The sequence below is a fragment of the Actinoplanes sp. NPDC049265 genome (assembly GCF_043197135.1).
Lineage (GTDB): Bacteria > Actinomycetota > Actinomycetes > Mycobacteriales > Micromonosporaceae > Actinoplanes.
In genome coordinates this window covers 447,831-468,409 of the sequence record NZ_JBICSP010000003.1, presented here as the reverse complement: position 1 = coordinate 468,409, position 20,579 = coordinate 447,831, and the positions used below count along the sequence as shown (strand labels likewise).

General features: G+C 72.3%; 18 protein-coding genes and 1 pseudogene. 8 read left to right on the top strand and 11 right to left on the bottom strand.

The window, feature by feature from the left end:
* Positions 1-4: 4 nt before the first annotated feature.
* From ACGFIO_RS11900 to ACGFIO_RS11880, 5 genes and pseudogenes are all read right to left on the bottom strand, one after another.
* The gene (locus tag ACGFIO_RS11900; protein WP_392825356.1) at positions 5-175 is read right to left on the bottom strand and encodes a hypothetical protein; all 171 of its coding nucleotides are present in this window, start codon (positions 173-175) and stop codon (positions 5-7) included.
* Between the two features lie 25 nt (positions 176-200).
* Positions 201-677 carry a hypothetical protein gene (locus ACGFIO_RS11895; RefSeq protein WP_392825353.1) on the bottom strand — a complete coding sequence of 159 codons (477 nt, stop codon included), beginning with the start codon at positions 675-677 and terminating at the stop codon, positions 201-203.
* Between the two features lie 138 nt (positions 678-815).
* The gene (locus ACGFIO_RS11890; protein ID WP_392825351.1) at positions 816-1,445 is read right to left on the bottom strand and encodes a trimeric intracellular cation channel family protein; all 630 of its coding nucleotides are present in this window, start codon (positions 1,443-1,445) and stop codon (positions 816-818) included.
* On the bottom strand, positions 1,424-2,434 hold the full coding sequence (locus tag ACGFIO_RS11885; RefSeq protein ID WP_392825349.1) for a PLP-dependent aminotransferase family protein: 1,011 nt from the start codon (positions 2,432-2,434) through the stop codon (positions 1,424-1,426). The genes ACGFIO_RS11890 and ACGFIO_RS11885 overlap by 22 nt, the downstream gene beginning before the upstream one ends.
* Positions 2,435-2,585: 151 nt before the next feature.
* Positions 2,586-2,741 (bottom strand): annotated as a pseudogene (locus ACGFIO_RS11880) (GntR family transcriptional regulator); the annotation flags it as partial.
* Between the two features lie 155 nt (positions 2,742-2,896).
* Here ACGFIO_RS11880 and ACGFIO_RS11875 point away from each other — a divergent pair.
* Positions 2,897-4,057 (top strand): MFS transporter, encoded by a 1,161-nt coding sequence (locus tag ACGFIO_RS11875; protein WP_392825487.1) that lies wholly within the window; start codon positions 2,897-2,899, stop codon positions 4,055-4,057.
* A 374-nt stretch (positions 4,058-4,431) separates the two neighbouring features.
* Entirely contained in the window at positions 4,432-5,226 is a 795-nt protein-coding gene (locus tag ACGFIO_RS11870) for an SAM-dependent methyltransferase (RefSeq protein WP_392825347.1), read from the top strand.
* A 231-nt stretch (positions 5,227-5,457) separates the two neighbouring features.
* Here ACGFIO_RS11870 and ACGFIO_RS11865 read toward each other — a convergent pair whose 3' ends face one another.
* From ACGFIO_RS11865 to ACGFIO_RS11840, 6 genes are all read right to left on the bottom strand, one after another.
* On the bottom strand, positions 5,458-6,906 hold the full coding sequence (locus ACGFIO_RS11865) for an MFS transporter (RefSeq protein WP_392825345.1): 1,449 nt from the start codon (positions 6,904-6,906) through the stop codon (positions 5,458-5,460).
* A gap of 293 nt (positions 6,907-7,199) precedes the next feature.
* Positions 7,200-8,015: an SAM-dependent methyltransferase gene (locus tag ACGFIO_RS11860; RefSeq protein ID WP_392825342.1), complete on the bottom strand. Its 816-nt coding sequence runs from the start codon at positions 8,013-8,015 to the stop codon at positions 7,200-7,202.
* A 184-nt stretch (positions 8,016-8,199) separates the two neighbouring features.
* Complete coding sequence (gene aspS / locus ACGFIO_RS11855; RefSeq protein ID WP_392825340.1) at positions 8,200-9,972, bottom strand: aspartate--tRNA ligase; 1,773 nt, start codon at positions 9,970-9,972, stop codon at positions 8,200-8,202.
* Positions 9,973-10,152: 180 nt separating this feature from the next.
* Positions 10,153-11,064, bottom strand: a complete 912-nt coding sequence (locus ACGFIO_RS11850; RefSeq protein WP_392825337.1) for a sulfotransferase family protein — start codon at positions 11,062-11,064, stop codon at positions 10,153-10,155.
* Positions 11,061-11,942: a sulfotransferase gene (locus ACGFIO_RS11845; RefSeq protein ID WP_392825334.1), complete on the bottom strand. Its 882-nt coding sequence runs from the start codon at positions 11,940-11,942 to the stop codon at positions 11,061-11,063. The genes ACGFIO_RS11850 and ACGFIO_RS11845 overlap by 4 nt, the downstream gene beginning before the upstream one ends.
* Positions 11,939-13,138, bottom strand: a complete 1,200-nt coding sequence (locus ACGFIO_RS11840; RefSeq protein ID WP_392825331.1) for a glycosyltransferase — start codon at positions 13,136-13,138, stop codon at positions 11,939-11,941. Before ACGFIO_RS11840 ends, ACGFIO_RS11845 begins: the two co-directional genes overlap by 4 nt.
* Positions 13,139-13,230: 92 nt before the next feature.
* Between ACGFIO_RS11840 and ACGFIO_RS11835 the strand changes: the two genes are divergently transcribed.
* The 6 genes from ACGFIO_RS11835 to ACGFIO_RS11810 all read left to right on the top strand — a co-directional run bounded on the left by ACGFIO_RS11835 (position 13,231) and on the right by ACGFIO_RS11810 (position 20,505).
* A complete protein-coding gene (locus ACGFIO_RS11835; protein WP_392825330.1) occupies positions 13,231-14,142 on the top strand; it encodes a hypothetical protein in 912 nt (303 codons plus the stop codon).
* Entirely contained in the window at positions 14,135-14,902 is a 768-nt protein-coding gene (locus ACGFIO_RS11830) for a sulfotransferase family protein (RefSeq protein WP_392825328.1), read from the top strand. The genes ACGFIO_RS11835 and ACGFIO_RS11830 overlap by 8 nt, the downstream gene beginning before the upstream one ends.
* Positions 14,899-16,308 (top strand): hypothetical protein, encoded by a 1,410-nt coding sequence (locus ACGFIO_RS11825; protein ID WP_392825326.1) that lies wholly within the window; start codon positions 14,899-14,901, stop codon positions 16,306-16,308. Before ACGFIO_RS11830 ends, ACGFIO_RS11825 begins: the two co-directional genes overlap by 4 nt.
* Positions 16,309-16,359: 51 nt before the next feature.
* Complete coding sequence (locus ACGFIO_RS11820) at positions 16,360-18,222, top strand: CocE/NonD family hydrolase (RefSeq protein ID WP_392825325.1); 1,863 nt, start codon at positions 16,360-16,362, stop codon at positions 18,220-18,222.
* Positions 18,223-18,349: 127 nt separating this feature from the next.
* Entirely contained in the window at positions 18,350-19,264 is a 915-nt protein-coding gene (locus ACGFIO_RS11815) for a hypothetical protein (protein WP_392825322.1), read from the top strand.
* Positions 19,265-19,338: 74 nt separating this feature from the next.
* Entirely contained in the window at positions 19,339-20,505 is a 1,167-nt protein-coding gene (locus ACGFIO_RS11810; protein ID WP_392825319.1) for a helix-turn-helix domain-containing protein, read from the top strand.
* Positions 20,506-20,579 lie beyond the last annotated feature (74 nt).

The window sequence follows — 20,579 nt, the reverse complement described above, 5'->3', positions numbered from 1 at the left end:
CATGCTAATCGCCGGTCCCCCGGTGATCGTCGCTGAGGCGGTCGTCGGCCTGGCCCCGGGGCACGAACAGGTCGAGCGACGCCGGCCGGGAGGTCACCTCCCGGTCGTTGTAGCGCAGCGCCGACGGCGGTGCGGGGCCGGCGAGCAGGAGCGCGGTCACCGCCAGGCCCGTCATGACCGTCGACGTCGCCGGCCGGGGTTCAGACCAGACCGAGTTCGATCAGGCTGCGGCCGCTGGCCTCGATCGCGTCGGCCGGGTCGCCGACGGTCCAGCCGAGCAGCCGCTGCGCCTTGGCCGAGGAGCGGATCCGGCGGCGGCCCAGGTTGACGACGATCGTGCCGAGGTCGGGGTCGGTGGCCGCCGCGGCGCGGACCAGTTCGTCCGGGATCGGCTGGGTCGGCACCCGGGCCGCCCGCTCGCCGAGCCGGGACCGCAGGATCTCGGCGATCTCGACCTGCCACAGGAACGGGCCGGTGCCGAGGAAACGCTCACCGGCCGCGGCCGGCTCGACCATCGCGCGGACGTGCAGGTCGGCGATGTCCCGGACGTCGACCACCTCGAACCCGACCCGAGGCACCCCCGGCATCGTCCCGCTCAGCAGCCGCTGCACGACCTGCACCGAGCCCAGGGGGCCGACCGGCGGCCGCAACGGCCCGAGCACCCAGCCCGGCAACACCGTGGTCAGCTCGGTGCCGCGCCCCTCGGCCGCGATGAAGTCCCAGGCGGCGCGCTCGGCGATCGGTTTCGACCGGCGGTACGGCGTGGACAGCGGGCGGACCCACCGGTCACCAGAACCTTGTCAGCCACGCGCCCATTAAAGCGACCGCAGGCGAGCGTGCGGTGCGCGCCAGTGCCGGACCATCGCCACCACCCGCAGGACGAAGACGAAGATCGCCGCCCCGGCCGCCACGGCCGGCATGGACAGGTCGAGGCGGTCGGCGATGACCACCAGCGTCGCGCCGAACGCGGCCGGGATAGCGTACAAATCGGAATCGGTTCGGACCAGGCTCGGGGTCTCGCGGGCGGTGATGTCGCGCAGCACGCCGCCGCCGACCGCGGTGGTGATGCCGAGCAGGACGGCCTGGATCGCGCCGAGGTGGAATTCGAGAGCCTTGAGGGTGCCGGTCACGCAGAACAGGCCCAACCCGGCCGCGTCGAAGACCAGGACCATGAAGTTCAGCCGCTGCACGAGGGGGTGGGCGAAGAACGTCACGGTCGCGGCGACGAGCGGGATGACCAGGTACGAGACCTGGGTGAAGGCGGCCGGCGGGACCGCCCCGATGACCAGGTCGCGGACGATGCCGCCGCCGAGTGCGGTGAGCAGGGCCAGCATCAGGATGCCGACCAGGTCGAAGCCCTTCTGGATGGCCAGCAGCGCGCCGGAGGTCGCGAAGACGTAGAGGCCGGCGAGTTCGAGGACGGTCACGACGGTGCTTGCGGGCATCCCTGGATTGTCGCGGCCAGCTCGGTGATTCCCGCGGTGATCCGCGACTCCGCCATCTGCGAGTAGCCCAGGATCAGCGTCGGCCGGTCGGACACCATGTCGTAGTCGGCCAGCGTGTCCAGGGCGATGCCCCGGGAACGGGCGGCGCGCCGCAGCGCCGTCGGGTCGACACCGGCGGCCAGCGTCACGCTCACGTGCAGGCCGGCGGCGATGCCCTCGATCTCGGCCCCGGGCAGGGCCCGGGCCAGGGCCGAGACCATGGCGTCGCGGCGCCGGCGGTAGCTCAGCCGCATCCGGCGCAGGTGCCGGTCGAGGTGGCCGCGCTCGACGAACCGGGCCAGGGCCAGCTGCTCGACCCGGGGCGAGCCCAGGTCGGGCGCGGTCCGCAGGGCGGCGGCCAGCCACGGCGGCGCGACCAGCCAGCCCAGCCGCAGCGCCGGGGCGAGCACCTTGCTGGTCGTGCCGCAGTAGGCCACGTGGGCCGGGTCCAGTCCCTGCAGCGCGCCCACGGCCGGCCGGTCATAGCGGTACTCGGCGTCGTAGTCGTCCTCGACGGCCAGCGCGTGCCGGTCGCGGAGCCACGTGACCAGGGCGGCCCGGCGGGACGGAGCGAGGACCACGCCGGTCGGGTGCTGGTGCGCCGGGGTGAGCACGACCGCGTCGGCGTCGGTCAGGTCGCTGACCCGGAGGCCGAGCTCGTCGACCGGCACGCGGACGGCGGTCAGCCCGGCGCGCTCGGCGATGGCCGCCTGCTCCGGGTTGCTCGGGTGCTCGACGGCGACGGTGCGGGCGCCGCGGGCCTTCAGGGCGTGACAGATCAGGCCCAGGCCGTGCCGGTAGCCGTGGGTGATCACCGTCGTGCCGGGTGTGGCCACGACCCCGCGGGTACGCCCGAGATGGTCGGCCAGCACACCACGCAGGGCCGGGACGCCGAGCGGGTCCCCGTACCCCAGCTCCTCGGTGTTGATCTCCCCGACCGCCTCGCGCAAGCAGCGTGACCAGGCCTCGCGCGGAAAGCCCGGAGACGTCCGGGCGGGACGGCCGAAAGTCGAACCGGATCGTCTCGGCCGGGCCGGCCGGCTCGGGGGCCACGACCGGCCGGTTCGCGCCGGACGCCACCGTTGGGCGCGCGCCCTGCCGCATGGCCAGGTAGCCCTCGGCCGCGAGCTGAGCGTACGCGTCCACGACGATCTTGCGGGACACCCCCAGTTGCCCGGCCAGGTCGCGGGTCGAGGGCAGCGTGGCCCCGGCCCGCAGGCTGCCGTCGCGCACGGCCGTTCGAAGGTCGTTCTCCACCTGGCTGCGCAAGGTGCCCGGCCGTTCGCGCGACACCGCGAGGAGTAACTCCAACTGGACCCCTCCTCGATGGTGTGACTGGACCTGTCCTTGGTACCAGTTCGGCGGGACGGTAGCCACATGCTCTTCTCCACCTCGGTCCGGTCCTCGCCCGGCTGCCGCTGGCCACGTTCGGCATCGGCCTGCTCGTCCACGCCCACCACCTGACCGGCTCGTACGCCGCCGCCGGAGCCGTCTCGGGCGCCCTCGCCGTCGCCCAGGGCGCCGGTGGCCCGCTGCTCGGCCGCCTGGTCGACCGCCGCGGCCAGACGCAGCCGCTGCTCGGCGCGGCACTGGTCTCCGGGGCGGCGCTGACGGTCGTGGCCACGCTGCCGGTCGGCACCCCCCTGCCGCCGCTGCTGCTCCTGGCCGCGGTGATCGGCTTCGCCACCCCGCCGGTCGGCGCGTGCATGCGCACACTGATCCCGCTGCGCTTCGAGGCGCCTTCGGCGATTCGGCGGGCGTACGCCGCCGACGCCACCGCCACCGAGCTGACCTGGGTCTTCGGCCCGCCACTGGCCCTGGCCCTGGGCGCGGCGGCGGGCTCGGGCGCCGCCCTGCTCTTCGCCGCCGCCGTGGTCGCCGTGGCGACCACGCTGTTCGCCCTGGCCCCGGCGTCGCGCACCTGGCGCCCCGGGGCGGCCGGACCACGCCGGGCCGGTGCGCTGTCCGCCCCTGCGATGCGCACGCTGGTGGCGGTGCTGGTCGCGGTGGGCGTGGTCTTCGGCGCGACCGAGGTCGGCGTGGCCGCGGCGGCCGGTCCGTCGGCCGGCCTGCTGCTCGGCCTGTGGGGCGTCGGTTCCCTGGCCGGCGGGGTGGTGGCCACCCGGCTGGGCGGGGGCGCGGCCGCCGGGCGCGGGTTCGCCCTGCTGCTGGGCGGCCTCGGCGCCGGTCACCTCGCGCTGCTGGCCGGCCCGCTGTCGCTGACCGTCTTCGCGCTCGTCATCGCCGCGGCCGGTTCGATGATCGCCCCGATCCTGGCCAGCGCCTACGACATGGCGGCGACGGCCGCCCCGGCCGGCACGGCCACCGAGGCGTTCTCCTGGCTGGCCACCGCGACCGCGGTCGGTTCGGCCCTGGGCGCGGCGGCCGGTGGCGCCCTGACCGACGCCACCACCCCGTCGGCGGCCTTCGTGCTGGCCGGGGCCGCGGGTCTGCTGGCCGCCGCGACCGCCCTGGCCCGCATCCCCGCGCGCCGCCCCGCCCTCACCGCCGCCGCCCTCACCACCGCCCCGGCCCACGCTGACCGTCACAGCGCCGTCGCCGCCCCACGCTGACCGGCGCCGCCCTCACCACCGCCGCCTCGCGTTGACCGCCGCCCTCACCACCGCCCCGCCCCACGCTGACCGTCGCAGCGCCGTCGCCGCCCCGCATTGACCGGCGCCGCCCTGACCATCGGCGTCTCGCCCTCACCGTCGCCGTGGGCACAGGCGCCGCCCGGTTCAGCCGAGGTCGCGCAGTATCCCGCGAGCAGCGACCGCCCCCGTCCGGCCGCGGTGCACCCACGACGCGTCTCCTCGGTCCGCTTGCGCAGGTCCGCACCAAGGTACTTGATCGTCGTCCCGGTCGCTCATTCTCGGCCGTCCCGATCGAAGATCCACTGTGTAGGCTGTTCCCGGCAACGAATGGCGCCCGTCCTGAGGAGATCGCTGTGACCGACGACCTGCCGGCCTCCGCCGGGATCGACACCTCGGTGCCGCACTCCGCCCGCGTCTGGAACTACTGGATGGGCGGCAAGGACAACTTCGCGGCCGACCGTGAGGCCGGCGACGCCTATGTGAAGACGTTCCCCGGCATTGTCCCGCTGGCCAAAGAGTCCCGGCGGTTCCTCATTCGCGCCGTCCACCACCTGGCCGCCGAGGTCGGCATCCGCCAATTCCTGGATGTCGGAACCGGCCTGCCCACCATGCAGAACACGCACGAGGTGGCGCAGCAGGCGGCACCGGACGCGCGCATCGTCTACGTCGACCACGACCCGCTGGTCCTGGCGCACGCCCGCGCCCTGCTGACCAACACCACCCCCGAGGGGGTGACCGACTATGTCGACGCCGACCTGCGTGACCCCGATCGGGTGCTGGCCGACGCGCGCAACATCCTGAACTTCGGCCAGCCCGTCGCGGTGATGTTCATGGGAGTCCTCGGGCACGTCGAGGACGACGACGAGGTGCTGTCGATCATCGCGCGAATGATGGCCGCGGTGCCGCCGGGCAGCTATCTGGTCCGCTGGGACAGCACCGCCACCAGCGAAGGCTTCGACGAGGCGCAGCAGGGGTACGACGACACCGGCGCTATTCCCTACAAGCTGCGCAGCCCCGAGCAGGTCGGCCGGTGCTTCGAGGGCCTCGAGATGCTGGAGCCCGGCCTGGTGTCGATCTCCCGGTGGCGGCCGGAGTCGGACGACGCGGTCGCGGTGGACGGTTACGGAGCCGTCGCCCGCAAGCCGTAATGCCGCCCGCTCCTCACCCCGCGCCGGCAGTAACCGGCCGCTCCGCACCCTGCTGGCTGTGACCGCCCGCTCCGCACCCCGACGGCACGGCCACCCACGGCGTCAGCGGACCGGCCCGCGCTAACCGTCGCCCCTCGCTCCGCACCCGTCCGCCCCTCACCCACCCCCGCCAACCGTCGCCGCCCGCTCCTCACCCCGCGCTGACCATCTCCGCTCGCTCCGCACCGGCCCTCACCCGGAGGTCTTTCCAGCCGGCGACGAGCCCAGCATCGGTGGTGGCGCGTCCCCGGGCTGGCTGTCGGTCGAACCGGCCGACTTCCCCGGCTCAGCGGCCGGAGCTCCGGCTGGCCGCCCCCGCTCAGCGCCCGCGGCTCCGTCAGACTGCCCTGGCACGCCCGCCCGCTCTCCCGCCCGCTCTCCCGCCGGCACGCCCGCCCGCTCTCCCGGCGGCGCGCTCGGCGGCACGGCGGCCGGCGGCACGGCGGCCGTTGCGGCGGGTTTGATCACGTGGGCGGCGGCGGCCAGGAAGATCGTGAGGACGGGAAGCAGCAGCAGCGCCCGGTCGAGGCCGACCCGCGCCGCGGCGCCGCCGATGGCGACCGGCCCGGTGACGAAGCCGAGGTATCCCAGCGCCGCCACCCGGGACAGGGCGGCGCCGGGCCGGGTCGGGTGCAGGTTACCGGCGGCGCTGTAGAGCTGCGGGATGGCACAGGACAGGCCCACGCCGAGCAGGCCGAACCCGGCGATCGCGGCGACCGGTGTCCCGGCCAGGACGCCGGCGCCGATGCCGACGCCGGCGATCAGCCCGCCGACCCGGAGCAGGGTGTGCGGGCGAAACGCGGTCGCGAGACGGTCGCCGGCCAGCCGCCCGATGGTCATGGCGGCCGCGAAGGCGGCGTACGCGGTGGCGGCGGCCGCCGGTCCGGCCTCGATGCGGTCCAGGTAGACGCTGCTCCAGTCGGCCGCCGCGCCCTCGCTGAGCAGGGCGCAGAAGGCGAGCAGGCCGAGCAGCCAGACCCGGCGGCCGACGCCGGTCGGTGCCGCGCCGGCCTGCTCCGGCGGGTGCTGAACGCCGCGCACGTGAGCCCGGGGTGGCCGGGCCCGCGGGGCCAGCCAGGCCGCCGCCACGGTGAGCGCGAAGCCGACGATGCCGAAGGTGGCGATGCGGTCGAGGCCGGTGTGGGCGCAGACCGCCGCGGCTCCGGCGCCGATCGCCCCGCCGATGCTGAACAGGGCGTGCATCGACGTCATGATCGGCCGCTGGTAGCCGTTCTGGCAGACGACCGCGGCGGCGTTCATCGTGACGTTGAGGGCGCCGTGCACCACCCCGAAGATCACCAGGGCGACGCTCAGCGACCACACGTCCCGGGCGAACGCCGTAGCGGTGAGCGTCGCGCCGACTGCGAGCGCGGCGACGGTCATGACCCTGGACGGGCCGAGGCGGTCACCGAGCCGCCCGGCCAGGCGCATCCCGGCCAGTCCCCCACCGGCCAGCGCGAGCAGCGCGATGCTGAGCCGGTCGTCGGTCAGGCCGAGGTCGTGTTGAACGGCGGGGATGCGGCCGGTCCAGCTGCCGATCGCCGCCCCGGCGATGATGAACGCGGCGCTGATGGCGATCCGGTTCCGACGCAGCACACGCCGGCCGAGCCTGGTGTCTCGGTTGGTGGCGGCGGCGACCATGAACAAATCTCCCGACAGGCGGCAATCCAGGGCGTTCCAGACTATGTGTGATGATCATCGATTGCGCGGCGGTGTGTGCGACGCCACGAACCTGAACCCTGGATGCACTGTGATCCGACGGTTCGGCCGGACGCCGGGAACCGGGTCGGTGAAGAAGCCGGTGACGGCCGGCGAAGGCCCGCCCCGGACTGGTTCCGGGGCGAGCGAGGATCACGCCGTGGGCTGGGTGCCCAGGCCGGGTCGTCGCCCTCGACGTGCTGCGGGGCTACGCCCTCGATGCGGAGCGGCCGGGGTTACGGCTTGCGCGCGACCGCCCCGTACATGGCGATGTCCTTGTCGGCGATCTCGGTCGCGTCGGAGCCGTCGGGCCGCCACTTGTGGACCTGGACCAGACCTGGCTCGACCAGCTCGAGGCCGTCGAAGAACGCCAGCGCCTTGGCGCGGTCGCGGAAGAACAGGGTCTCACCGAGCCGGTTGTACTCGCGCTGGACCTCGGCCAGCGGAACCGGGTCGAAGTCGTCGGTCGCGATCGACATGGCCAGGTAGCTGCCCGACGGCAGCACGTCGAGCACCTGCCGCACCACCCGCAGTGCCTCGGCGTCGTCGGGGATGAAGTGGACGATCGCGATCAGCAGCAGCCCGACCGGCTGGGTGACGTCGAGGGTCCGCACGAACTCCGGCGAGGTGATGATCGACTGTGGGTCGCGCATGTCGGCCGCGACATAGGCGGTGCGGCCCTGTTCCGACCCGAGCATCAGAGCGCGCGAGTACGCCAGCACGAGCGGGTCGTTGTCGGTGTAGACGACCCGGGCGGCCGGGTCGACCGACTGCACGATCTCGTGCAGGTTCGGTGAGGTCGGCAGCCCGGTGCCGATGTCGAGGAACTGCCGGATCCCGCACTCGTCGGCCAGGTAACGCCCGACCCGGTGCATGAACGAGCGGTTGGCCTGCATGTGCACCCGCAGCGCGGGCCAGATCCGCAGCGAGTTCTCGCCCGCCTCACGATCGACGGCGAAGTTGTCCTTGCCGCCCAGGATGTAGTCGTAGATGCGTGCGCCGTGCGCCACGTCGGTTCGCAGTCCGGAAGTATCTTGGTCGCGGCTTTCCACGGATAAACCTCCTGCATGACGGCGACGCCACTGGTGCCGGTGACCCTACACCGATCATGTATCGCCCTTCGATCCACTGTCGACCTCCCTGGCGTACGCCCGGACGGCCGGCCAAGGAACAGACGACCGACGGCCGACGAACAACGCCCCGGCCGTGGGCCGGGGCGTTGTCGGACTCCAGACCCTATTTCTGTTCGGGCTTCGCGTCGACGCCGGCTTCCTTACGCTGCAGCGGGGAGATCGGAGTGGGGGCCGCCGTCAGCGGATCGTAGCCGCCGCCGCTCTTGGGGAACGCGACGACCTCGCGGATCGACTCGGTGCCGACGAGCTGCATGACGACGCGGTCCCAGCCGAACGCGATGCCGCCGTGCGGCGGGGCGCCGAACTTGAACGCGTCGAGCAGGAAGCCGAACCGCTCCTGCGCCTCCTCCGGGCCGATCCCCATCACGTTGAAGGCTCGCTGCTGCACGTCGGCGCGATGGATACGGATGGATCCACCACCGATCTCCGCGCCGTTGCAGACGATGTCGTAGGCGTAGGCCAGGGCGCGACCCGGGTCCTCCTCGAAGCGGTCGATCCACTCGGGTGTCGGCGAGGTGAACGCGTGGTGCAGCGCGGTCCATTTGCCGCCACCGACGGCGACGTCCTCGGAGCCCAGCTTGGCGGTGGACTCGAACATCGGGAAGTCGACGACCCACACGAACGACCAGGCGCTCTCGTCGATCAGGCCGACCCGGCGGCCGATCTCCACCCGTGCCGCGCCCAGCAGCGACCGGGCGTCGTCGGGATCGCCCGCGCCGAAGAAGACGCAGTCACCGGGGTTCGCGCCGACCGCCTTGGCCAGCCCGTCACGCTCGGCGTCGGTCAGGTTCTTCGCGACCGGGCCACCGAGCGTGCCGTCCGCGTTGACCAGCACGTAGGCCAGGCCCTTGGCGCCACGCTGCTTGGCCCAGTCCTGCCAGGCGTCGAGCGCGCGGCGGGTCTGCTCGGCGCCGCCGGGCATGACGACCGCCCCGACGTACGGCGCCTGGAACACGCGGAACGGCGTGTCCTTGAAGTAGTCGGTGAGCTCGGTGAGCTGGAGGTCGAAGCGGAGGTCGGGCTTGTCCGAGCCGTACTTCGCCATCGCGTCGGCGTAGGTGATGCGCGGGAACGGCCGGGGGATTTCGTACCCGATAGTGCCCTTCCACACCGCGGTGAGGATCTTCTCGCCGAGCTCGATGATGTCTTCCTGCTCGACGAAGCTCATCTCGATGTCGAGCTGGGTGAACTCCGGCTGCCGATCGGCGCGGAAGTCCTCGTCCCGGTAGCATCGCGCGATCTGGTAGTAGCGTTCGAGGCCGCCGACCATCAGCAGCTGCTTGAACAGCTGCGGCGACTGCGGCAGGGCGTACCAGGAGCCTGGTCGCAGCCGCGCCGGCACCAGGAACTCACGCGCGCCCTCGGGCGTCGACCGGGTCAGCGTGGGTGTCTCGATCTCGGCGAACCGCTCCGCGTGCAGCACCTCCCGCGCGAGGCGGTTGACCTCGCTGCGCAGCCGCAGGTTGTGCGCCGGGCCGGAGCGTCGCAGGTCGAGGTAACGGTAGCGCAGCCGGGCGTCCTCGCCCACCTCGATGTGATCGTCGATCTGGAACGGCAGCGGAGCCGACTCGTTGAGCTCGACGAGCTCGCTGGCGTAGACCTCGATGTCGCCGGTGGGCAGATCGGCGTTCTCGCTGCCGGCGGGCCGCGGGGTGACCGTGCCGACGACCTTGACCACGAACTCCGAACGGAGCTTGTGCGCGCGCTCGGCCATCTCGCCCTCGCGGAAGACCACCTGGGCGATGCCGCTGGCGTCACGCAGGTCGATGAAGATGACACCACCGTGATCACGCCGCCGCGCGACCCACCCGGTCAGGGTGACGGTCTGCCCGGCGTGCTCGGCCCGGAGTGCCCCGGCCTCGTGCGTACGCAACACGATAGTGGCTCCTCTTAGTTCATGTCGGGTGTTCCGGTCAAGGCTAACCAACGCGCCCCGGACCTCGTCGTTGACTCCCCCGACGGGCGCGGATCAGCGCGAAGTCGCCGTGTCCGAGCGGTGCCCCCGCCGTCTTCACCGACGGCGACACGGTCGGCGACGAGCCGGTGGCTGGCGGTGTCAGGCCGGGTAACCCCACTGGACCAGGTGGTCGGCGATCACGGCTTCGACGTCGGCCACCTGGTCAGGGGTCAGTTCGCGGCGGTACGCGTCGCCCCGGCCGGCGTGCAGTTCGTGCTTGCGGAAGCCCCGCTCGAAGCTTGGGGTCCAGTCGAGGCCGAGGAACTCACACGCCCGGGTCAGCTCCTTGCGCGGGTCGAGGACGAGGTCCTCGTACCGGATGTCGAGCCACTGGCCGGGCAGTTGGGCGCGGGCTTCGGCGTACGCGCTCATCAGCATCGCCCAGCCCAGCCCGGCCAGCACCGGGAACGATCGCCCGGAGGTCTCCCACCGCTCGTGCAACGGCCGCGGCAGCGGGCCGAGGTACCAGTTCTCCGGCCCGCGCCAGCCGTCCCACCAGCCCATCTGCAGCCACGAGTTGACCACCGCGCGGCCGTCGCGGACCACGTTGACGACCTTGAGATCGGGGTACGCGGCGTGCAGGAACCCTGTCCGCGGCCACCCGGTCACGTGCTGGAGCAGCAGCTCGCAGCCCTGCGCGGCGATCCGCGAGTCGAAGAAGGACCGCGTCCGGCCGGCCATCCACGGTGTCATGTCGGAGGCCAGCAGGTCGCGGCAGGGCCGGCTGAATCCGGGCGTGACGTGCCGGTCGAGCAGCTGGTAGGCCTCGGACGGCGCGACCCGGACGCGGCCGCGTTCGAGCAGCTTGCGGCTGTACCGCAGCGAGGTCATGCCCGACGGGCGGGGTGCGCCGCGCCGGTAGAGCCGCCCGTTGTGCCGGCCGGTCAGGTTGAGTTTGGGCAGCTTGTCGTCGACGCCGGAGACGAAGCCGACCGCGGGGTGCCGGCACAGCAGCTCCTGCACCAGCGTCGACCCGCACCGGCCGGTGCCGGCGACCACGGCGAGACTCATCGGGTCCTCCTGGAGAAGGGGTAGCCCAGACGTCCCAGCAGCGGGCTGGTCAGGGCGGTTACCACGGCGTGGGCGCGCGGAGACATGGCCTGCCGCCACTCGTCGTCGGCGCGTACCTCGACGCCGCCGGTGCGGTGCCGGACCGGGTTGCCCGCCACCGAATGCGTCGGAGCCAGGGTGAGCAGGCCGTTCTCGGTGAACGGGAGCGCCGCGTCGGGGGCCGCGCCGGCGAAGGTCGCGATTTGTCGTACCCAGGTGGCAGGGTCCTGGACGACATCCTCGTAGCGCACGCGCAGATAGGAGCCGCCGCCCCAACGACTCAGCACGGCACCGTTCCAGACCGTCCAGAGGGTCGCCGCTTTCCACACGGGGTGGCGGGTCATCAGGCGTTCGTCGCCGTCCAGGGAGCGGCGCCGGCGCCACGAGAAGGCGGCCGCGCGCGGGTCGCGGACCACGTGCAGCACGCGCAGGTCGATGCCGGGCAGCGCACTCAGCAGCATGCCGTACGGAGGCAGCTTGGACGAGTCGACGATGACGGCGCCGCCGGTGTGCTCATGAATGGCCTGGTAGACGGCGGCGATCGTGGTGTCGTCGGGGCTTGGCGGCACCCTCAGCCGGTTCCGCATGCGCAGCCGGTCGCGCAGGCCGGCGGCGATCGACGCGGGGTCGTGCGGCGGCAGATCGGCCAGCACGGCGCTCCACATCGGGCACTCGGGCAGGGGGCGTCCGCACCCGCACGGCCGCTGTTCGACCAGGCCGCGCTGCCACAAATAGCGCAGCTCACCGGCGGCGAACAGGCCGTCGATCTGGCCCAGGGCGGTGGTCACCAGGGTGCTGCCGCTGCGCCCGCTGCCGGCCAGGTAGAGGACGCGGATCACGCCGCCGCCTCGTACGCCGCCCGCAGACCGGCGAGATGGTCGGCCGGGCTGAAGTGCCGCTCGACCTTGGTGCGGCCGGCCCGGCCCATGCGGTGGGCAACATCAAGATCTTGGAGGGTACGCTGCAGTGCGCTCGCCAGTGACGATGGATCGTCCGGGGGAACCACCTCGCCGTCCACGCCCGAGGTGATCAGCTCGGGCAGCCCGCCGAGGTTGGTGCCGACCACCGGAACCCCGCATCCGAAGGCTTCCAGCACGGCCAGGGGCTGGTTCTCGTACCATCGCGACGGCACCGCCACCACCGCCGCGCTCCGGATCAGCTCATGCAGCTCGTCCTTGGGCAGCCGCCCGTGAAACCGCGCCCGCTCCGTCCTCGGCAGCGTGGACAGAGCCGGCCCGTCGCCCGCGATGTCGACGTCGATCCCGGCGATCCCGGCCGCCTCGATCAGCGTGTCGACACCTTTCTCCGGCGCGATCCGCCCCGCGAAGACCACGCCCCCGCCCGGCTTCTCCTTGGTCCTGAGGTGATCGACATCGACCGGGTGCCGCAACACCCGGACCCGCCCGGCGCCGACACCGGCCCGGTTCATCACCCCGGCGAGAAACCGACTCGGTGCGATCAGAACGCCGACGCCGTCCCAGGCCCGGAAGCGGCGGTGCAGCCACGACTCGACCGCGAGCAGCGTGCTGGCCGAGCGTGAACCGTCCTTGCAGGAACGCCGGGCCGCCTGCAACGGCCCGCCGGTGACGCACGCGTCGCACGGCCGCCCCTTGTCCAGCATCTGGTAGCTCGGGCAGGCCAGTTTGTAGTCGTGCAGCGTCATCACCACCGGCACGCCGGCGGCCCGGCAGGCGGCGACCACCGACGGCGACAGCTGGTGATACACGTTGTGCATGTGCACCACGTCCGGTTTGAACGCGGCGATGGTGTCCGACAGCCCCCGCCGCGCCGACGTCGACCAGATCATCCGGGCCGCCGCCTCGACCCGGCCGCGCACGCCGGGCGGTGGCGGCTCCAGGTCCACCCGCGCCGGGAAGTGCTCCGCATAGGTCAGGCCCGGCTCGTTGTCGGCGTGCGCCATCCCGAAGAAGGCGACCTCGTCACCGGCCCGTTCCTGCAGGCGGGCCACGTCGAACAGGTAGCCCTCGGCCCCACCGCGCCGGTAGAGGAACTTGTTGACGTGCAGGACGCGCATTTATCCACAGGCCTGTCGTGAGGGTCGCCGGGTATCGAGCGCGGTCACGCTAGCATTCGCCTGCCACCGCCACCCCCGATCGAGGAGGTTCAGTGACCGACGAGCCTTCCGCGCTGCGCTGGTTCGCGCGCCGCGTCGTCCGGCACGTCCGCTGGGCCCGCCGCGAGGGTCTGGGCCGGCTGATCGCCGAGGACCGCCTCGACCCGCGCGAGCGCGTGCGCACGGCCTGGTCGAAATGGCGCTGGCGGCGCGCGCACGGGGTCATGCCCGGCCAGGCCCAGCCGGTGTACCTCGTCGGCCTGCAGCGCTCGGGGACGAACATGCTGGTCCGCGGCCTGGACGAGGCGCCCGAGGTGGAGGCGCGCAACGAGAACGACGGCGCGGTGTTCCGCCGGTTCCGGCTGCGCCCCGACGCCGACCTGATCCGCGTGCTGCGCCGCAGCCGGCACCGCGTCGTGCTGGTCAAACCGCTGTGCGACAGCCACCGGGTGACCGAGCTGCTGGCCCTTCCGGGACCGCGGCCGGGCCGGGCGCTGTGGATGTGGCGCGACGTCGACGACCGCGCCCGCTCCGAGGTGGCCAAGTTCGGCCCGGCCAACCTCAACGCGCTGCGGGCCATCGCCGAGGGCACGATCGGCACCGGCTGGCAGGGCGGCGGTCTCGGCCCGGCGGCCCGGCAGCTGATCGCGAGCTTCGACTACGACACCATGGACCAGCACACCGCGGCCGCGCTGTTCTGGTACGTACGCAACGACCTCTATTTCCGGCTGGGCCTGGACAGGCGACCCGACGTACTGCTGGTGTCGTACGGCGAAATGGTCCGCGACCCACAGGCCACGGCCCGCCGCCTGTGCGGCTTCCTCGACCTGCCCTACCAATCGTCCTTCGCGGCGAGCGTGGTGGCCGGTCCCGAGCGGGCCCGGCTGCCGATCGACCCGAGGGTGCGGGCGATGTGCGACGAGCTGACCGGGCGACTGCGAGCAGGAGTAACTCAGCGTGGATAGTCCCATCTTCCTCGTCGGCTGCCAGCGCAGCGGCACCACCATGCTGCGCCTGGTGCTCGACTCGCACTCGCGGATCAGCTGCGGCCCCGAGACCCGGTTCCTGCCCGACCTGCGGCGCATCGTCGACGAGCGGCGCGACTGGCCCCGGCTGGCCCGCTTCGGCTTCGACCGATCGGACTGGCTGCGGCGGATCGCCGACTTCTTCGGCGGGGTGCACGCCGACTACGCGGCCAAACGGGGCAAGGTCCGCTGGGCCGACAAGACCCCGCTGTACGCGCTGAGCATCGACTTCGTCACCGAGGTGTTCCCGGACGCGCAGATCGTGCACGTCATCCGCGACGCCCGCGACGTCGTCGTCTCGCACCGCAAGCGGTTCGGCTACTGGTCGGCGGTCAAGTGCGTGGTCAAGTGGCCGCGTTACATCCGCACCGCCCGGGCCTTCGGCGCCCAGCTGCCCGCGGCGCGATACCACGAGTTGCGCTACGAGGAGGCTGTCGCCCAGCCCGACAAGACGCTGCGCGAGCTGTTCGAGTTCCTCGGCGAGCAGTGGGAGGAAGGCGTGCTGGAATACGCCGACCGCTCCCACGACGTCGCCGACAAATACACGGTGGAGGCAGACAAGCGCCGGGCGGCGGCCGGCACCGACGCCGCCATCTACGCGTCCCGGGTCGGCACGTACCGCAAAGAGCTCGACCCGTTCCTGCGTCTGCTGGTCCGGGTTTTCTCCGGGCCGATGCTCAAGGAGCTGGGTTACCGATGAAGCGCGCCGCCGCCCTGCTGGCCGTCCTGCTCCTGGCCGCCGCCTGCACGTCGTCCCCGCCGCCGCCCGAACCCGCGCCCGCACCGACCACCGTGGCGCCCCCGCCCGCCTCGGCGCAGAAGGGCCGCACCTACTTCGGCGCCCACTGGGACTGGAACCGCTACCAGCAGTTCGAGCCTTACCTGCGCAAACTCGCCGGCTCGTCGACCTACTACGAGCTGAGCTGGTGCGACATCGAGAAAACCCAGGGCTCCCCCGACTTCTCCGCCCTGGACGACATCGCCGCCAAGAGCCGCGCCCTGGGCATCCGCCTCGACCTCAAGATCCGCATCGGGGTCTGCTGGGCCACCGGCGGCACCGCCCAGCACACCCGCGGCGAGGCCGGCAAGACCGAGTCGGCCATGCCCAAGGACCTCGCCGCCTACCAGGGCTTCGTAACCACGCTGGTGAAACGGTACCGGCCGCTGGGCGTGACCCGGTACGCCATCGAGAACGAGGTCAACGCCCAGCAATACTGGACCGGCACCCCACAGGACTACGAGACGCTGGTCCGGGCGGCGGCCCAGGCGATCCACGGCGCCGACCCGGCCGCGCAGGTCGTCGACTCGGGCATCAGCAGCGTCGCGATGGGCATGGGCATCGCCGACCGGCTGGTCGAGGCCGGGCAGCCGGCCCAGGCGGTGGCCGCCTACGACGCCTACTTCGCCCGCCGCATCGGCACCCGCGGCAAGCAGATCCCGCGGGTGAACGACGCCGACGACCTCCAGGCCGCCCTGGCCCACCCGGTCAACCAGCGCAACCTCGCGTTCCTCGCGGTGACCGGGAAACTGCTCACCGACAAGGTCGTCCAGGTCCGTCAGCTGCACTTCTACGAGCACCCGGACGGCGTGGCGCCGCTGCTCGACCTGCTCGAGGCGACCACACCGGCCGGGGTGCCGATCTCGGCCTGGGAGGTCGGCCGGTTCGACAAGTCGGCCGATCCCGACCCGGCCGTGGTGGCCGACGAGATGACCCGGGTGACCGGGGCCCTCGCCGCCGCCGGCGTGGTCGACGTGGTGTGGCTGCCGCTGGCCTTCAACCCGGGCAACCGGGCCGGCGCCGAGGTCCGGGCCGGCCTGCTCTCACCCGAGGGCCAGGAACGCCCGGCCGGTGTGGCCCTGGCCGGGCTGGCCTCGGCCGGTCGCGGTGCCGTGGCGTCCCCGGTCAACCAGGACGGCCTGGCCGGCGTCGCCTTCAGCGGCAACGGCACCCGCATCGTGGCGTGGTCGGACGGCGCGTCCGTGCCCGTCGGTCTGCCGGCCAAGAACCTCGACAGCGGCGCCGCCGTCACCGAGGTCGGGCAAGATCCCGTGCTGGTGGAGACCGATCAGCCCCTCGACAAAGCGTTGGACTCGCTCAGCAAGTGATCCGACAACTGCATATGGTCACCGTGGACGGCCGCTCCCTATGTTCAGGCCATGAAGCGACTGCCATGGATGACCGCCATCACCGCGGTGGCGGGTCTGCTCGCGACCGCCACACCGGCGGCCGCCGCTGACCCGCCCGCGACAGTGGTTTCCGGCGGGGTCACCCAGCCGGTGTTCGGCTACGCCGACGCGATCCGCGAGAAGCTGTTCATCGACTCCACCTTCGACAGCGACCACGACGGGTTGCGCGACATCATCGCGTTCGACGTGATCCGGCCGCGCGCCACCGAACAGGGGCTCAAGGTGCCGGTGATCATGGACGCGAGCCCCTACTACACCACCCTGTGCCGCGGCAACGAGTCCGAGTGCAAACAGGACCTGGACGGCGACGGGCTGCTCGACAAATGGCCGCTGTTCTACGACAACTACTTCGTGCCGCGCGGCTACGCGGTGATCCTGCTCGACATGGTCGGCACCGGCGGCTCCACCGGCTGCCCGACCACCAACGCCAACGAGGACAACCTCAGCGCCAAGCAGGCGATCAACTGGCTCAACGGCCGGGCCACCGCCCGTAACGCCGCCGGCCAGCCGGTCGAGGCCGACTGGGACAACGGCAAGGCGGCCATGGTCGGCAAGTCCTACGACGGCTCGCTCGCCCTGGCCACCGCGGTCACCGGCGTCAAGGGCCTGACCACTGTCGTGCCGATCAGCCCGCCCTCGGAATACTACGACTACGTCCGCTCCAACGGGGTCGTCACCCGCGGCAACGACTACGTCTCCTCGCTGGCCAACACGGTCACCAACCCGGCCCGCCGAGCCTACTGCGCACCGGTACGGGCCGAACTCGGGGCGGCCGACGGCGACGACACCGGCGACTACACGGCCTTCTGGAACGAGCGCAGCTACGTCAAGAAGGTGCCCGGCCAGACCGCCAGCGTGCTGTTCTACCACGGCCTCAACGACGACAACGTCCGCCCCGACCACTTCAGCAAGTACTGGGCGGCGCTGGCCGAGAACAACATCCCGCGCAAGGCCTGGCTGTCCCAGGAGGGCCACGTCGACCCGTTCGACGTGCGCCGCTCGGTGTGGGTGGACACCCTGCACCGCTGGTTCGACTACTGGCTGCAGGGTGTGGCCAACGGGATCATGGACGAGCCGCGCATCGACATCGAACGCTCGGCCGACGTGTGGGAGACCTACGCCGACTGGCCGGTGCCCGGCACCACGCCCACCGAGGTCTACTTCCAGCCCGGCGGCGACCTGGGCCTCGTACCCGCCGCCGCCTCAGCGACCGAATCGCTGCTGGACAGCACCACCCAGAGCGAGACCACCATGGTCCGCAACCCGGACACCGTCCAGGCCAACCGCCTCGCCTACGTGTCCGACCCGCTGACCGCGCCGCTGCACCTGTCCGGAACGGCCCGGCTGCAGGTCCGCGCGGCCGCGGACAAGACCGACACCAACCTGGGCGTGATCCTGGTCGACTACGGCACCGCCGAACGTGTCGCCCACCGCCAGTCCGGCGAGGGCATCCTCACACTCACCACCTCGGACTGCTGGGGCGAGAACAGCGCCACCGACGACGGCTGCTACCGCCAGACGGCCAAGCGCGTCGCCACCGCCGACCTGGAGGTGGTGACCAAGGGCATCCACGACGCGGCCAACCGCCAGTCCCTCCGCACCGCGGTGCCGCTGGTGCCCGGCACCGCCTACAACTACGACTTCCCGCTGCTGCCCGAGGACTACGTCCTCCCCGCCGGCCATCGCATCGGTGTGATCGTGGTCGGCAGCTACCCGCAGTACTCCAGCCAGGCCGACCCGAGCAACGCCCGGATCACCTACCAGCTCCGCGGCAGCCGGATCCTGCTGCCGATCGTGGGCGGGACCGCCGCCGCCCACGCCGCCGGCCTGTAACCCGGTTGCGCCGGGCCGGGACGCTGTTCAGCGTGCCGGCCCGGCGATGGGCCACCGGTGTCCGGCGTTGCCCGGTGTTGCCCGGTGTTGCGTGTCCGCGCCCGGTGCGGCGGGTTGGCTGACGGACATGACGGCCTTCTGGAAACGTGATCGGACCACCCGGGGATGGGCCGCGCTGGCCACGGCTCTGGTGCTCGCAGCGGCCGGGTGCGGCAGCGGTGACGCGCCCGCGGGTGGTACGCCGGACGGCCCGGCGGCCACCCGCACCACGTGGCCGCAGCCGGTCGGCGGGCGACTGACCACGGACATGTGTGATCTGCTCGGCCCGGCCGACTACTCCGCGGCCGGCGCCACCGCGGCCGTCTTCAACGAGCGCAAGCTGATGCCGCGAAAGGATCCGACATTCCTCTCGTGCCACTCGGTCGGGGAGAACTGGCTGACCCTGAACCTGCAGCCCGGTGCGGTGTCGGGCGGTATCTACTACGACTGGCGGTTGCGCCAGCACCGCAAGAAGGCGGGTAAGTCGGCCGAGCTGCGCGAGAACGTGGTACCCGGGGTCGACGCGAGCTACTACGACGCCGAGGACGGCGGCCATCAGCTGGTGGTGCGGCGCGGTGCCCTGATCGTGACGCTCGAGATGGGGTTCATGAACGACGGGATCGACCAGTTCGCGGCCACCACCAAGCTGGTCGGTCTGGTGCTGCGGCGTACGCGGGCCGGCACCACGGAGACCGGCGAGCCGCACCATCTGATACTGACGGTCACCGGCCGTCCGGCCCGGTTCGGCCCGGTCGACATCCAGTACTTCGACCCCAACACCCTCGAAGCGGTCAAGGAGCGGGCCGACGCCCTGCCCTGGATCAAGAAACTCGACTTCGCCTGGTACGGCGACTTCAGCCCCAGCATCTCGGTGGACGCTCTGCCGGCGAGGCCCGGACTGAACAAGTACCTGTCCTGCGCCGTCCACATCGATGGCAAGAAGGTCGACGAGTCGCTGCAGCCGGGGTCGTCCGCCTCCTGCCGGGGCTCGGCGGCGGAGTAAAGCGGCGGAGTAGAGCGGCGGAGTAAAAGGGAGCCGCTCCCCCGTACGGCCGGAGCTTTCCTAGACTGTCCGATGTGAGTGACGAACGTCGGGAACTCGACCCGGTGACGGCGTTCTGCACCGAGCTTCGTCACCTCACCCAACGGTCCAGCCTGTCGGCCACGGCCGCGGCCCGACGCCTGCACATCAGCCGCAGCCAGTACTACGCGGTGATCAACGGCTCGGTCCGGCGGCCGCCGGACTGGGCCAAGGTCGAGGGCATCCTCCACCTGTGCCAGCAGCCCGGCGCGGCGGTGGCCGCGTGGCGTCAACGCCACGACACGATGGTCCTCGAGTACGACCGCCTGCGCACCGAAAGCCGCACCGCCCCGCCCGACGGTCCCGCTCAGGCCGACGCTCCACCCGACGGTCCCGCCCCCACTCAGGCCGACGGTCCCGCCCCCACTCAGGCCGACGGCGTCCTCTTTGCCGAAGGAACGGCGCGCGAGGAGGACAGGATCGGTTCGAGCCCGGCGGCTCGTCGCGCGAGCCGGTGGCGGGTCGGCACGATCGCCGCGGCCACCGTGCTGCTGGCCGCCGCGGGTACGGCCGCCGTGCGGGCCTTCCCACCCGGCGCGTCCGACAACCGCGCCGACCCGCCACCGCCCAGCACCGGGCCGGCCGGTGTCCTGCCGAGCCTCGCCGCCGACGGCACACTGGAAGGCCCGCGGGCCGGCGCCGCCCCCGAGACCGAGAACCCGGACGACCCGGACGAGCGCAAGGCCTGCGTCAGCGACCCTCCCCCGCCGGGCACCGAACTCCTGGCCGTACCCCGGCAGCACCGCCCGGGCAACAACAAGATGAACCACGACTGGTGGGGCTCGACCGTTCAGATCAGTTTCAACGCGGCCAACCCGGCCGCCTTCGACGCGAACGTCGCCACCGGCGGCGAACAGGTGTGGGACGCCATCATCCTGCACAGCTGCGTCCCGCTGGTCGCGGGCCACCGCTACGTGCTGCGGTTCTCGGCGGCGACCAACCCGGCCGGTCCGGTCATGGTGCGGGTGCAGGACAGCGTCGACCCGGAGGCCAACGAATCGGTGACCCGTACGCTCGACTTCACCCCGCGCCCCACCCCCCGGACCATCGAGTTCACCGCCCGGCACACCAGCCGCAGCAGCGAGCTGACCTTCCAGGTCGGCGGCTGGAACACTCCGTTCCGGCTCCGAGCGACCGGAATCAGCCTCACCGAGAAGGCCTGAGCCCCCGGGCCGCCGAAAGGCCGTTGAAACCGGGCCGCCGAGACGAGCGGTCATAGGCGGAAGGCCAGCACCGG